The 13044-nt window shown below is 60.2% G+C and carries 11 protein-coding genes and 1 tRNA gene; 10 read left to right on the plus strand and 2 right to left on the minus strand.

What is annotated here, in order from left to right; translation table 11 throughout:
• Positions 1–27 precede the first annotated feature (27 nt).
• From urtB to ureC, 7 genes are all read left to right on the plus strand, one after another.
• Positions 28–1749 (plus strand): urea ABC transporter permease subunit UrtB, encoded by a 1722-nt coding sequence (gene urtB / locus CMV30_RS14570; protein ID WP_245844230.1) that lies wholly within the window; start codon positions 28–30, stop codon positions 1747–1749.
• Between the two features lie 22 nt (positions 1750–1771).
• The gene (urtC, locus tag CMV30_RS14575; protein ID WP_096056712.1) at positions 1772–2899 is read left to right on the plus strand and encodes an urea ABC transporter permease subunit UrtC; all 1128 of its coding nucleotides are present in this window, start codon (positions 1772–1774) and stop codon (positions 2897–2899) included.
• A gap of 3 nt (positions 2900–2902) precedes the next feature.
• Entirely contained in the window at positions 2903–3658 is a 756-nt protein-coding gene (gene urtD / locus CMV30_RS14580; protein ID WP_096056713.1) for an urea ABC transporter ATP-binding protein UrtD, read from the plus strand.
• Between the two features lie 6 nt (positions 3659–3664).
• Positions 3665–4435 (plus strand): ABC transporter ATP-binding protein, encoded by a 771-nt coding sequence (locus CMV30_RS14585; protein ID WP_096056714.1) that lies wholly within the window; start codon positions 3665–3667, stop codon positions 4433–4435.
• A 102-nt stretch (positions 4436–4537) separates the two neighbouring features.
• On the plus strand, positions 4538–4840 hold the full coding sequence (locus CMV30_RS14590) for an urease subunit gamma (protein WP_096056715.1): 303 nt from the start codon (positions 4538–4540) through the stop codon (positions 4838–4840).
• A gap of 5 nt (positions 4841–4845) precedes the next feature.
• Positions 4846–5157, plus strand: a complete 312-nt coding sequence (locus tag CMV30_RS14595) for an urease subunit beta (RefSeq protein ID WP_096056716.1) — start codon at positions 4846–4848, stop codon at positions 5155–5157.
• 5 nt (positions 5158–5162) lie between these two features.
• On the plus strand, positions 5163–6929 hold the full coding sequence (gene ureC / locus CMV30_RS14600; protein WP_096056717.1) for an urease subunit alpha: 1767 nt from the start codon (positions 5163–5165) through the stop codon (positions 6927–6929).
• 107 nt (positions 6930–7036) lie between these two features.
• On the opposite strand, the gene queA is transcribed toward ureC, so the two are convergent.
• Entirely contained in the window at positions 7037–8122 is a 1086-nt protein-coding gene (queA, locus tag CMV30_RS14605; protein ID WP_096057789.1) for a tRNA preQ1(34) S-adenosylmethionine ribosyltransferase-isomerase QueA, read from the minus strand.
• A gap of 185 nt (positions 8123–8307) precedes the next feature.
• Between queA and CMV30_RS14610 the strand changes: the two genes are divergently transcribed.
• Both CMV30_RS14610 and CMV30_RS14615 read left to right on the plus strand, forming a co-directional pair.
• Entirely contained in the window at positions 8308–9846 is a 1539-nt protein-coding gene (locus CMV30_RS14610; protein WP_096056718.1) for a glycoside hydrolase family 53 protein, read from the plus strand.
• Positions 9847–9927: 81 nt separating this feature from the next.
• Positions 9928–10002 (plus strand) — tRNA-Thr (locus CMV30_RS14615).
• A 69-nt stretch (positions 10003–10071) separates the two neighbouring features.
• On the opposite strand, the gene CMV30_RS14620 is transcribed toward CMV30_RS14615, so the two are convergent.
• Positions 10072–10755, minus strand: a complete 684-nt coding sequence (locus CMV30_RS14620; protein WP_096056719.1) for an LON peptidase substrate-binding domain-containing protein — start codon at positions 10753–10755, stop codon at positions 10072–10074.
• Positions 10756–11010: 255 nt separating this feature from the next.
• On the opposite strand from CMV30_RS14620, the gene dnaK reads away from it, so the two are divergent.
• Positions 11011–12969, plus strand: coding sequence for a molecular chaperone DnaK (gene dnaK, locus CMV30_RS14625; RefSeq protein ID WP_096056720.1), 1959 nt, complete (start codon positions 11011–11013; stop codon positions 12967–12969).
• Positions 12970–13044 lie beyond the last annotated feature (75 nt).

Genomic DNA, 13044 nt, shown 5'->3' on the forward strand with positions numbered 1-13044 from the left:
TCGAAAAAATTCATATCACTGTCCGCCGTGATCGTCCCGACTCCATTCCGTCTTTCTCTCTTCGCTCTGCTTTGCGCGCTTTTCAGCGTGAGCGCGGCAGCCGCCGATACGCCGCGCCAGATTGTCGCCAAGGCCATCCTCACGGAAAATTCCGCCGCCCGCCGCGAAGTCATCGGCACGCTCGTCGGGCAAGGCGATGAATCCGTCGCCGCTTTGTTCACCGCGTGGCGCGAGGATGCTCTCTTTATTCACTCATCTGCCGACGGAGCAAAAACCCCCGTCCAGCTGACAGGCGAAAAAGACTCCGCAGGCCGCCAGAACGCGCTGCGCGTCGATGACGGTCAGCTCTTGAATGGCCCGGACGGCAAACCGCTCCGCCTTAGCGCGAGCGAACTCACCGTCGTGCAGCACGACCGTATGCTCCGCCTCTCGATGAAGGCTGTCATCGATCTCCTCGATCTCGCGGCGTCCAGCCCCGCTAAGCGCATTCAGGCCGTGCAGACTCTCGGCTTCGCACAAGACGCGGAAAAACTCCCCGCGTTGATCAACCGGCTTTCCCTGGAGCAAGACGCCAAAGTTAAAATCGCGCTCCGTGAAGCTATCGCGCTCATCCAGCTCAAGTCCGCTGACGATGCCGTGAAGCTCGCCGCTCTCAAAGAGCTGAAAGACCTGCACACGCTCGCGAGCACCGACTTTATCAAAGCCGCGCAAAAAGAAGCCGAGGCCGCCAAAAAGCCCGAGCTGGCCGAGGCCGCCCGCATCGCACTCGGTGCGGTCGAGAATCACCGCACCGCGGTTAATTTCTTCGGCACGCTCTTCCGCGGCCTGAGCGCAGGCAGTATCCTGCTCGTCGTAGCACTCGGCCTCGCGATCACCTTCGGCCTGATGCGCGTCATCAATATGGCCCACGGCGAAATGATCGCGATCGGTGCGTACACGACCTACATCGTTCAAAACGTTTTCGGTTCCGGCCTGGCGCTGTCACCCTTCGGCCTCTCGTTCACGATCCCCGGCATGAACACGACCGGGCTGGCCTATGAGAGCTATTTTCTTTTCGCGCTTCCGCTTAGCTTCCTGACCGCCGCCGCCGTCGGCATCGCATTGGAGCGCACCGTCATTCAGTTCCTCTATCGTCGGCCACTCGAGAGCTTGCTCGCCACGTGGGGAGTCTCGCTCGTGTTGCAGCAGCTCCTGAAACTCATCTTCGGATCGAATAACGTGCAGGTCTCCAGCCCCAGCTACCTGAGCGGCAACTGGACAGTCTTCGATGTGGTCTTCGGCTGGAACCGCGTGTTCGTGATCGGATTCGCCGTGGTGATCGTATTCGGCATCTGGATGATCCTGACGAAAACTCCGCTGGGTCTTCTCATGCGAGCTGTGATGCAGAATCGCGGCATGGCGTCGTGCATGGGTGTGCGCACCGAGCGGGTGAACATGATGACCTTCGGCCTCGGCAGCGGACTCGCTGGACTGGCCGGAGCGTTTGTCAGCCAGCTCGGAAACGTTGGCCCCTTCCTGGGCCAGAATTACATCGTCGATTGCTTCATGACGGTCGTCGTCGGAGGTGTCGGTAACATCGCAGGCACCGTGATCAGCGCGCTGGGCATCGGCATGGCCGACCAGTCGCTCCAGCAAATTCTGGGTAATCCCGTGCTCGGGAAAATCTGCGTGCTCATCGCCATCATCCTGTTCCTGCAATGGCGACCGGCGGGCCTCTTCGTGACCCGCAGCCGCAGCCTCGACGAATAAACCGCCTGATCTTTCGCCGCGCATGACTTCTCCGCTCTCCGCTCCTATCACCTCTTCCAAACGACTGAAAATCGAGATCGGCGTCGTCGCCGTCATCGCGATTTTCCTGATCGTGATTTTCCCGCTCCTGAATGCGTGGGGCATGGTGAGCAATTTCCATGTCAGCCTTTGGGGAAAATATCTTTGCTACGCTCTGCTCGCAATCTCGGTGGATCTGCTCTGGGGCTACACGGGGCTGCTCAGCCTCGGCCAGGCGCTCTTCTTCAGTCTAGGCGGCTACATGATGGGCATGCACCTCATGCTGATGATCGGAGAACTCGGCAAATATGCGGAGGCGGGGAAAAACCCCAACGGGCTTCCCGATTTCATGATCTTCCTCGGGTACACGACGCTGCCCGATTTCTGGAAACCGTTTTTCTCCTTCGGATTTTCGATGGCGATGGTCGTGTTGATACCCGGACTGGTCGCGTACGTGTTTGGATTCCTCGCGTTTCGCTCCCGCATCAAGGGCGTGTACTTCTCGATCCTCACGCAGGCGCTGACCTACTGCGCGTCGCTCATGTTTTTTCAGAACAACCTGCTCATGGGCGGCAACAACGGGTTCACCGATTTCAAGCGCATCCTCGGTCACACCTTCGCCGATCCCGCGACCTACCGCTGGCTCTACATCGCGACGGCGATCACGCTCGTGCTCGTCTACGTGGGATGCCGCGTGCTGAGCCGCACGAAGTTCGGCATGGTGCAGCAAGCAATCCGCGACGGCGAGAACCGCGTGCTCTTCAGCGGCTACGCGGCCGCGCATTTCAAGCTCTTCGTTTTCGTCCTGGCGGCGTTGATCGCCTCGGTGGCTGGTGCGCTGTTTGTGCCTCAAGCGGGCATCATCAATCCTGAGGAGATGAAGCCCGAGAAATCCCTCGAAGCGGTCGTGTGGGTCGCAGTCGGCGGACGCGCCACGCTGGCGGGCCCGATCATCGGTGCGATCAGCATCAACGCGCTGAAGAGCTGGGCCACCCGCGCGTTTCCCGATTCATGGCTGCTTATCCTCGGCGGCCTTTTCATCATCGTGGTGCTCTTCCTGCCAGGCGGCATCGTGAGCATTCCCGGCAAAATCTCCGCCTTCTACAAAGCGCGCTTCAGCAAAAAATCCTGAGCCATGCCCAGTCCCATTCTCGCAGTCGAAGACGTCTCCAAGACGTACGATGGCTTCAAAGCCATCACCAACCTCAACTTCTACCTCGATCAAGGCGAGCTGCGCACCGTCATCGGCCCCAACGGCGCGGGCAAATCCACCTTCTTCGATCTCATCAGCGGCCGCGCCAAACCGAATCCCGGTGGCAAGATCACGTTTGGCGACATCGACGTGACTCAGCGGAACGAATACGAGATCAACCGCATCGGCATCGGCCGGAAATTCCAGACGCCGAGCGTTTATTCCGAGCACACTGTCTTCGATAATCTCGTCCTCTCGCTCAAGGGACCGCGCGGTGTTTTCTCCTCGTTGTTCAAGCGCCTCAACTCGGGCGACCGCGACCGTCTCGACGACTTGCTCAAGCTCATCCGGCTCGACGATAAGCGTAGTTGGAAAGCCGGACAGCTTGCCCACGGCGAGAAACAATGGCTCGAAATCGGCATGTTGCTCGCCTCCGAGCCGAAGCTGCTGCTCATCGACGAACCCGCCGCCGGCATGACCGATGCCGAGACGCATCGCACGGGCGAACTCCTGCTTTCGCTTGCGGGTAAACACAGCCTGATCGTCGTCGAGCACGACATGGGTTTTGTGCGACAGATTGCCAGCAACGGGAAAGTCACGGTGCTTCACCAGGGTTCCGTCCTGTGCGAAGGAAAATTCGACGAAGTGCAAAACAACCAGAAGGTCCGCGAGGTTTACCTCGGTCGCGGCAAACACTGATCGCCCATGCCTGCTCTGCTCCAACTCTCCCAAGTCGAAACCTACATCGGCGGCTCGCGCATCCTTCGCGGCGTTGATCTCGAAATCAACGCAGGCGAAGTCGTCGCGCTCATGGGCCGCAACGGCGTCGGCAAGACGACCACGCTCAAGTCGATCACCGGGATGCTCTCGATTCGCTCGGGCTCGATTCTTTTCGACGGCCAACGGCTCGACAAGATGACGCCCGACGCACGTGCCCGCGCGGGCATCGGCTCGGTGCCGCAAGGCCGCGATATTTTCCCTCACCTCACCGTCGAGGAAAATCTCCACGTCGGCCTCGTCGTCCATGGACGCAAAGGCAAAGAGGCGAGGAACGCGCTCGATTACGTGTACACGCTTTTCCCCGTGCTGAAGGAAATGCTCTCGCGCAAAGGCGGCGTGCTCTCTGGTGGACAACAACAACAGCTGGCCATCGGTCGCGCGTTACTCACAGATCCGAAATTATTGATCCTCGATGAACCGACCGAAGGCATCCAACCCTCGATCATCGATCACATCGGCGACACGTTGAAGAAGCTCAAAAAGGAAGGCATTCCTGACGACGAAGTCGCCGTAGAAAACGCGATCAAGACCATCGCGAAGGAAGGCCGGCTCGCGATCCTGCTCGTGGAGCAATACGTCGATTTTTGCCGCGATGTCTCGGACCGGTTCTATGCGATGGATCGTGGCGTGGTCGTCATTTCCGGTGAGATTGCGACGCTCACCGATGAGGTTGTGAAGAAACATTTGCAGGTCTGAGAACTTTAGAATGCAGAATGAAGAATTATGAAGTCAGCGCTTAACGCTTTTGCTTAGGATTTTGTTTCTACATTCATGATTCCCCATTCTTAATTTCATCCGATGCATCTCACGCCTCGAGAACGCGAAAAACTCCTCGTTGTCACCGCCGCCGATCTCGCCCGCCGCCGTCAGGCACGCGGCCTGAAGCTCAACTACCCTGAGACGATCGCGATCATCACCTACGAGATCATGGAGGGCGCGCGCGACGGGAAGTCTGTCGCCGAACTCATGAGCTACGGAGCGACGTTGTTGAAGCGCGAAGACGTGATGGAAGGCATTCCCGAGATGATCCACGACGTGCAGGTCGAAGCCACGTTCCCCGACGGCACCAAGCTCGTCACCGTTCATAACCCTGTCCGCTAAGCGCCATGATTCCCGGAGAAATCATCACCGCAGCCGACGCGGCCAAACTCGACGCCAACGTCGGCCTCGAAACGAAAACCATCGAGGTCTCCAACATAGGCGATCGTCCGATTCAGGTCGGCTCGCACTTTCATTTTTTCGAGACCAACGAGGCGTTGATCTTCGATCGCGCGGCATCTCGCGGATGCCGTCTGAATATCCCGGCAGGCACCGCTGTTCGTTTCGAGGCTGGAGACAAAAAAATCGTCGAGCTCGTCGCGCTCGCAGGCACCCGCGAAGTCTGGGGCCTCAACGCTAAGATTAACGGCAAGCTCTGATTCTCATGCCTCTCAAACTTTCCCGCCGTCAGTATGCCGAGATGTTTGGACCGACCGTGGGCGACCGCGTGCGCCTCGCGGACACAGATCTCTTTGTCCAAGTTGAGCGCGACCTCATCGCCGAGGGTGGCGGCTATGGTAACGAAATTAAATTTGGTGGCGGCAAAGTCATCCGCGACGGCATGGGACAATCGTCCACTGCGCTCGATGCCGAGTCGCTCGATCTGATCATCACCAACGCGCTGATTATCGATCCGGTGCTCGGCGTCATCAAAGCTGACATCGGCATCAAGCACGGGCTCATCGTCGGCATCGGGCACGGCGGCAACCCCGGCATCCAAAGCGGCATCGGTTCTGTTTACGTCGATCCCCGTACGAAGAAGAAAAACCCGATGATTGTCGGCGCGAGCACTGAGGTGATCGCAGGCGAGGGGAACATCATCACCGCGGGCGGCATCGACACTCACATCCACTTCATCTGCCCGCAGCAGATCGACGAAGCGATCAGCTCTGGCATTACGACGATGCTTGGCGGCGGCACCGGTCCCGCGCACGGCACATTCGCCACGACTTGCACGCCCGGCGAGTGGAACATCCATCGCATGTTGGAAGCCGCTGAGTCTTACCCGATGAATCTCGGGTTCCTCGGCAAAGGAAACTGCTCCACGCCGCAGCCGCTCCGCGAGCAGATCGTCGCCGGAGCCATCGGTCTAAAACTCCACGAAGACTGGGGCACGACGCCTGCCGCAATCAACACCTGTCTCGGGGTCGCCGACGAGCTCGATGTTCAGGTCGCGATCCACACCGACACGCTGAACGAAGCGGGTTTCGTTGAGGAAACGCTGAAGGCTTTCAAGGGCCGCACGATTCACACCTTTCACTCGGAAGGTGCGGGCGGTGGTCACGCGCCGGACATCATCCGCGTTTGCGGCGAGGCCAACGTGCTTCCCTCTTCGACGAATCCGACCCGGCCCTACACGGTGAACACGATCGATGAGCATCTCGACATGCTCATGGTCTGCCACCACCTCGACTCGAAGATTCCCGAGGACGTTTCCTTCGCCGAGTCTCGCATCCGTCCCGAGACAATCGCCGCCGAAGATCGCCTCCATGATCTCGGTGCGATCTCGATGATGTCCTCCGACTCGCAGGCGATGGGCCGCATCGGTGAAGTCATCATCCGCACCTGGCAGACGGCGCATAAGATGAAGACGCAGTTCGGCACGCTGACGTCGCCCGCGCATCCGGCTGCCGATAATTTCCGCGCGCTGCGCTACGTCGCGAAGTATACGATCAATCCCGCGATCGCACACGGCATCAGCCACATCGTCGGCTCCATCGAAGTCGGCAAACTTGCTGACCTCGTTATCTCCAAGACCGCACTTTTCGGGGTGAAGCCCGAGCTGGTGCTCAAAGGTGGCTTCATCGCCTGGGCCAACATGGGCGATCCGAACGCTTCGATCCCGACGCCGCAACCGACCTTTTATCGTCCGCAGTTCGGCGCGACGCTTCGCGGCATCGGCAGCACGTGTCTGACATTTGTTTCTGAGGCATCGCTGGCGAGTGGCCGCGTGAAAGAGCTCGGCCTCAAGCGTCGTCTGGAACCGGTGAAAAATTGCCGCAAGGTCGGTAAACGCGACATGCTCCACAACGACGCGATGCCGAAGATCGAAGTCGATCCGGAGACCTACACGGTGAAAGCCGACGGCGTTCATCTCACCTGCGAACCGGCGAAGGTGCTGCCGATGGCGCAGCGGTATTTCTTGTTCTGAGGTTCGAGGTGGAGCGGGCTCTCCGCGCGCGCTGAAAGACGGAGAAGGCGAATTTCGGCCGGAAAGCGGATGACCGCGAGTAACGCGCACGGAGTGCGCGTTCCACCTCAAACGATCAGCATCGCGTCGCCGTAACTGAAGAACCGATACTCGCGGGCAATGGCTTCGGCGTAGATCTTTTTCAGCCAGGCGATGCCGTCGGTCGAACCGGGCGTGAGAAACGCCGAGACGAGGCAGAGCAGAGTGGAGCGCGGTTGATGGAAGTTGGTGATCAGTGCGTCGACTCCACGGAACGTGCGCGGCGGATAGATGAAGATGTCGGCCTCGGCTAGGAATGGATTTGTGAGTGGCGAAGTGTGGCGGCTGAGAAAATCTTCGAGCGTGCGGACGCTAGTCGTGCCGACGGCGATGCGGCGGCCGGTCGGGGCGAAGAGGGCGCGCTGGGTGGCGACGGGAAGTTCGTAGAGTTCGCGGTGGATGGCGTGCTCTTCGACGGTCTCGGTCATGATCGGTTTGAACGTACCGAGGCCGACGTGGAGCGTGACATCGGTCGCAGTCACTCCACTCGCGGAGAGTTGAGTGAGAAGCTCGGGGGTGAAGTGGAGGCCGGCGGTGGGCGCGGCGACGGCGACCTGGCGGTCGCGGTTGGCGTAAACGGTCTGGTAGCGTTCGAGATCGTGAGCGCGTTTGGAGATGAGTTCGGATTCGTCGCGCGTGATGTAGGGCGGCAGCGGGACCTCGCCGAGGCGGTTGGCGAGCGCAGTGACGGATTCGCCAGAGGGAATCGTGAAGCGGATGAGCGCGCCGCCCTCGGCGTTTTTTTCGAGTACTTCGCCGGTGAAATTGTTTTCGTGCGCGAAAGTCGCGCCGCCCGGGAGTTTTTTCCCGGGGCGGACGAGGCACCACCAGACGTTTTCGCCGCGCGCGGGTTCGGGGCGGGTGAGGAAGCATTCGACGGCGCCACCGGTGGGACGTTGGGCGAAGAGGCGGGCAGGGAGTACGGCGGCGTTGTTGCGGAAGAGCGTGTCTCCAGCGCGCAGAAATTGCGGGAGGTCGCTGAAGTGGTGGTGCGCGATGGTCCGCGAGGCGCGATCGACGACGAGTAAGCGCGAAGCATCGCGGCGGGCAGCGGGCGTTTGCGCGATCAGATGCGCGGGCAGGTCGTAGTCGAATAGAGCGGTCGGTAGTGTCACGGAACCGGTACGCAAAGGCGCGCTTGGGAGGGCCGCAAGGGGAATGGCGGTTGCTGAAGGGGTGGGAAAAATAACGTTTAAAACTGTTTTATTAAAAATTGAACAAATTGCTTTGGCTTGGCGGGCCTGAGGGGCTCGACTCTGGGCGCGTTGTTTCCCCGCGCGCTCGTTTCTCTCGTTACCCCATGAAGATTCCCCGCATTGTGGCGGCCTGTGTGGCTGCGTTTTTCTCATTCTCACTGACGGCGTCGCTTGAAGCGGCGCTTTGGATCAAAGGCGTTGATGTCTCGTCGTTGAAGAAGAGCGAGGATCTGGGCGGGGTTTATTCGTCCACGGCGGGCGTGCCGGGCGATGCGCTGGCGATTCTCAAACAGGGCGGGTTGAATGCGATCCGGCTGCGCGTGTGGCTGAATCCGGCGGACGGGTACAACAACAGGGCGACGACGCTGGCGATGGCGGCGCGGGCGAAGGCGCAGGGGCTGGTGGTGTTGATCGACTTTCACTATTCGGACCGCTGGGCGGATCCGGGGCAGCAGAACAAACCGGCGGCGTGGAGCGGGCATTCGTTGGAGCAGCTCAAGCAGGACGTCTATGACGCGACGTACGATCTTTGCGCGGCACTCGTGGCGCAGGGAACGCCGCCGGAGTACGTGCAGGTCGGCAATGAGATCAACGACGGGATGCTCTGGCCGGAGGGACGGATTTCGACGAATGGGAACAGCTTCGCGAATCTGGGGGAGTTGTTGAAGCGGGGGATTGCTGCGGTGCGCGCGGCGTCGCCCCAGACGGCGGTGGTGCTGCACATCGCGCGCGGCGCGGAGTGGGGCGTGGTGCAGTGGTGGTTCGACGGCGTGCAGGCGCAGGGCGTGACGTGGGATTATACGGGCATCTCGTATTACCCGTACTGGCACGGGACGCTCAGCGCGTTTCAGACGACGATCAATAATGTGGCGAGCCATTATGGGAAGCCGGTGATCGTGTGCGAGACGGCCTACCCGTTCACGCTGTCGGTCGGCGACAGCCAGGCGAACAACATCGGGCTGAGCTCGCAGTTGGTTTCCGGGTACGACGCGACGGAGGAGGGGCAGCGGGCGATGATGAAAGCGATCATGGACATCGTGAACGCGGTGCCCAACGGGCGCGGCGCGGGGATCTTTTATTGGGAAGGGACGTGGACTCCCGTTACCGGAAATGGTTGGGACAACACGAATCCGGCGAGTGGAAATAGCTGGGAGAATCAGGCGTTGTTCGACTTCACGGGGAAGGCGCTCGGCTCGATGTCGGTGTTTGCCGAATACCCGGCGTGGCAGGCGGCGGCATTTACGGCGTTGGAGCTGGCGGACCCGGCGGTTAGCGGTGATGAGGCGGACCCTGATCGGGACGGGCTCAAGAACGTGCTGGAGTTTGGCTTTGGGACGAATCCGAAGTCGGCGGATTTGTCGGCATCGGCCGCATCGTTGCCTGCGCCGGTCGTGAAAGCGGTGGATGGCGGACGTTATCTGACGGTTTCGTTTCGCCGGCCGGTGCCGGCGGTGGGGCTGAGTTATGTGGTGTTCACGGCGGATTCCCCGGCGGGGCCGTGGACGGCGGATGCGGTGCAGTCGGGCGTGGCGGTGGCGAATGGCGACGTGACGGAGACGGTGGTGTTTCGCGACGCGTTGCCGTCGGACGAGCCGGGGCGCGTGCGGCGGTTTATGAAGGTGGAGGTGACGCGTTCGCCGTGACGGTGAACGTGAGCGATGGAGAGAGGATTTGGGGCTTGCTCCGGCGGACGGGGCGCGTTTCTTCCGCTGTTCCCACCAGACGCCGAAGTAGCTCAGTGGTAGAGCAGCGGTATCGTAAACCGCTGGTCGCCGGTTCGATCCCGGCCTTCGGCTCCAGTTTTAGAAAACCCGTCGTGTGGCGAAATGCCCCGGCGGGTTTTTGTTTTTGCGCTCCGGACGAGTGGCTTAGTTGTCGCCGATGTGGTCGTCGGTGAGCCGGCCTTGGAGTTTGCGGCGCAGTTTGATCGTTTCGATTTCGACGCGGAGCTGGTCGGTGAACAGCTGCAGGCGGCGATGCACATCGAGGGTTTCGAGGAGCTGCTGTTTCATCGAAGCGTTTTCGCAGAGACTGAAGGCGGCCAGGTCGACGAAAGTCTCGGGGTCCTCGATGGTTTTGAGGAATTTCGCGAAGTCGGCCGGGACTTTGCCGCCGAGGCGTTGTTTGGTGATGATGAGTTTCGCGAGGTCGGTGCGGAGGCGGCTGTTTTCGGGATCGGCGGCGCCGGGCTCGCTGGTGAGGGCGCGGATGCGGGCGATGCGATAAGGTTCTTCGCGGAGGATTGCGGTGAACTCGATGCGGGCGAGGCCTTGGAGGAGGAGATTGGAGGTGCCGTTATCGGCTTTCTGACAGGCGCGGACGATGCCGACGGTGGCGATTCGGTGGGCGGGCTCGAACTGCGTGGCGTCTTCGGCGCGCTTGGGGTCGATCCCGGCGACGGCGAAGAGGCGGTGCGTGGCTAGAGATTCTTTGAGCATCTGGCGGTAGCGCGGCTCGAAGATGTGCAGCGGCATCAGGGCTTGGGGAAAAAACGCGACGTTAGGCAGGGTCATCACCGAGATCTGACCTGGCAGCACGATTTCCATTTCCATAGTCGGGACGGTAAGCGCGGGAAGATGGAATTCAACAGGACGTTGGCGGCTTTTCGTGAGAAGCGGGTGGTCGGTCGAAGGCGTGACACAGGTGCGCGCCCGTTTTTCAAAGACGCGACAGGAGTGTGACAGGGCGGCTCAAAATGGTGGGTGCCGGAATGGACATTTAAGTGCGCGAAAATTTTTAAGTCGTTGGTGGGCTACTTCTAAGTGGTGATCGGGAAGCGAGGGCACATGCATTGCTAAAAGGCGGGCATGAGCCGTATTTTAGGAATCGATCTAGGTACCACCAACTCGTGTATGTCGGTCATGGAGGGCGGCGAGCCTGTCGTCATCCCGAACGCCGAAGGTGCGCGTACAACTCCGTCGGTCGTTGCTTTCACCAAGACTGGTGAACGTCTCGTTGGCCAAGCCGCCAAGCGCCAGGCAGTGACCAATCCTCGCAACACCATTTTCTCCGCGAAGCGCCTGATCGGCCGCAAGTTTTCGGAGATCCAAAAGGAGATCGCCAGCTTCCCGTTCAAGGTCGTCGAAGGCAAAGGCGGCGATGCTTACATCGAAGCGCAGGTCGGCGATAAGACCGAGCAGTTCGCTCCTCAGCAGATCGCGTCGTTCGTCCTCGCGAAGCTGAAAGCCGATGCCGAAGCCTATCTCGGCGAGAAGATTTCCCAGGCGGTCATTACCGTTCCTGCTTACTTTAACGACGCCCAGCGTCAGGCCACAAAAGACGCGGGCAAGATCGCCGGTCTCGAAGTGATGCGTATTATCAACGAGCCGACCGCTGCCTCGCTTGCGTACGGTCTCGATAAGAAGAAGGACGAGAAGATCGCGGTGTTCGATTTGGGCGGCGGCACGTTCGACGTTTCCGTGCTCGAAATCGGCGACGGTGTCTTCGAGGTCAAAGCCACGAACGGCGACACGCACCTCGGCGGCGATAACTGGGACGAAGCTCTCATCAACTGGCTCGTCGATACTTTCAAAAAGGAAAACGGCATCGATCTCCGCAAAGATCCGATGGCTCTCCAGCGTCTCAAAGAAGAGGCCGAGAAAGCCAAGATCGCGCTCTCTTCGACGCAGTCGGTGGACATCAATCTCCCGTTTATCACGGCAGACGCCTCCGGCCCGAAGCATCTCAACATCGCGCTCACTCGCGCCAAGATGGAGCAGATCTGTGAAGATCTCTTCCAGCGCTGTCTGCCTCCGTTCAAGAGCTGCTTGAAGGATGCTGGTCTCGACTCGTCGAAGATCGATGAACTCGTGCTCGTCGGCGGTATGACTCGCATGCCTCGCGTGGTCGAACTCGCGAAGGGCCTCGGCGGAAAACCGCCGCATCAAGGCGTGAATCCCGACGAAGTCGTTGCCATCGGCGCGGCTGTTCAGGGTGGCGTGCTCAAGGGCGAAGTCCGCGACGTTCTCCTGCTCGACGTGACTCCGCTCACGCTCGGCATCGAGACCGCTGGCAATGTTGCCACGCCGATGATCTCCCGCAACACGACGATCCCATCGAAGAAGACGCAGGTTTTCTCCACTTACGCGGACAATCAGCCAGGCGTTGAAATCGTGGTTCTTCAAGGCGAGCGTCCGATGTCTCGCGACAATAAAACCATTGGCAATTTCAAGCTCGATGGCATCGCTCCCGCACCACGCGGCACGCCACAGATCGAGGTCACTTTCGACATCGACGCGAACGGTATTCTCCACGTCTCCGCGAAGGATCTCGGCACCGGCAAAGACCAGAAGATCACCATCTCGAACTCTTCCGGTCTGTCGAAGGAAGAGGTCGAGAAGATGACCAAGGAAGCCGAGCTCCACGCGACCGAAGACAAGAAACGTCGTGACGCCGTCGAGGCGAAGAACCAGCTCGATAGCTCGATCTACCAACTCGAGAAAGCCATCAAGGACGCGGGCGACAAGTTCCCCGCCGACAAGAAGGCCCCGCTCGAAGCGGCGATCGCTGAAGCGAAGAAGGATCTCGAGTCCAACGACGCCGACAAGATCAAGGCTGCGTCCGAGAACCTCACCAAGCTCGGTGCCGAACTTTACGCCCAAGCTCAGCAAGCTGGCGCGGCTGGCGGCCCAGAAGGAGCGCCCGGTGCTGATGCTGGTCCATCCGCTTCCTCTTCTGAAAGCGGCCCGTCAAAGAAGACCGAGAAGAAAGCCGACGTCGTGGACGCGGACTTCGAGGTCGTCGATGACGACAAGAACAAGAAATAACTTTCGGAAACCCACACGCGCCGCCCGGCTTCAACCGGCGGCGTGTGTTGTTCCTAAAACCAACAACCTTCCTCA

The organism is Nibricoccus aquaticus (assembly GCF_002310495.1).
Classification (GTDB): Bacteria; Verrucomicrobiota; Verrucomicrobiia; order Opitutales; family Opitutaceae; genus Nibricoccus; species Nibricoccus aquaticus.

What these genes read in the sequence shown, in the direction of transcription:
- urtC (WP_096056712.1), top strand. Translation starts at nt 1,772, where the DNA reads ATGACTTCTCCGCTCTCCGCTCCTATCACCTCTTCCAAACGACTGAAA.
- urtD (WP_096056713.1), top strand. Translation starts at nt 2,903, where the DNA reads ATGCCCAGTCCCATTCTCGCAGTCGAAGACGTCTCCAAGACGTACGAT.
- CMV30_RS14585 (WP_096056714.1), top strand. Translation starts at nt 3,665, where the DNA reads ATGCCTGCTCTGCTCCAACTCTCCCAAGTCGAAACCTACATCGGCGGC.
- CMV30_RS14590 (WP_096056715.1), top strand. Translation starts at nt 4,538, where the DNA reads ATGCATCTCACGCCTCGAGAACGCGAAAAACTCCTCGTTGTCACCGCC.
- CMV30_RS14595 (WP_096056716.1), top strand. Translation starts at nt 4,846, where the DNA reads ATGATTCCCGGAGAAATCATCACCGCAGCCGACGCGGCCAAACTCGAC.
- ureC (WP_096056717.1), top strand. Translation starts at nt 5,163, where the DNA reads ATGCCTCTCAAACTTTCCCGCCGTCAGTATGCCGAGATGTTTGGACCG.
- CMV30_RS14610 (WP_096056718.1), top strand. Translation starts at nt 8,308, where the DNA reads ATGAAGATTCCCCGCATTGTGGCGGCCTGTGTGGCTGCGTTTTTCTCA.
- CMV30_RS14620 (WP_096056719.1), bottom strand. Translation starts at nt 10,755, where the DNA reads ATGGAAATGGAAATCGTGCTGCCAGGTCAGATCTCGGTGATGACCCTG.
- dnaK (WP_096056720.1), top strand. Translation starts at nt 11,011, where the DNA reads ATGAGCCGTATTTTAGGAATCGATCTAGGTACCACCAACTCGTGTATG.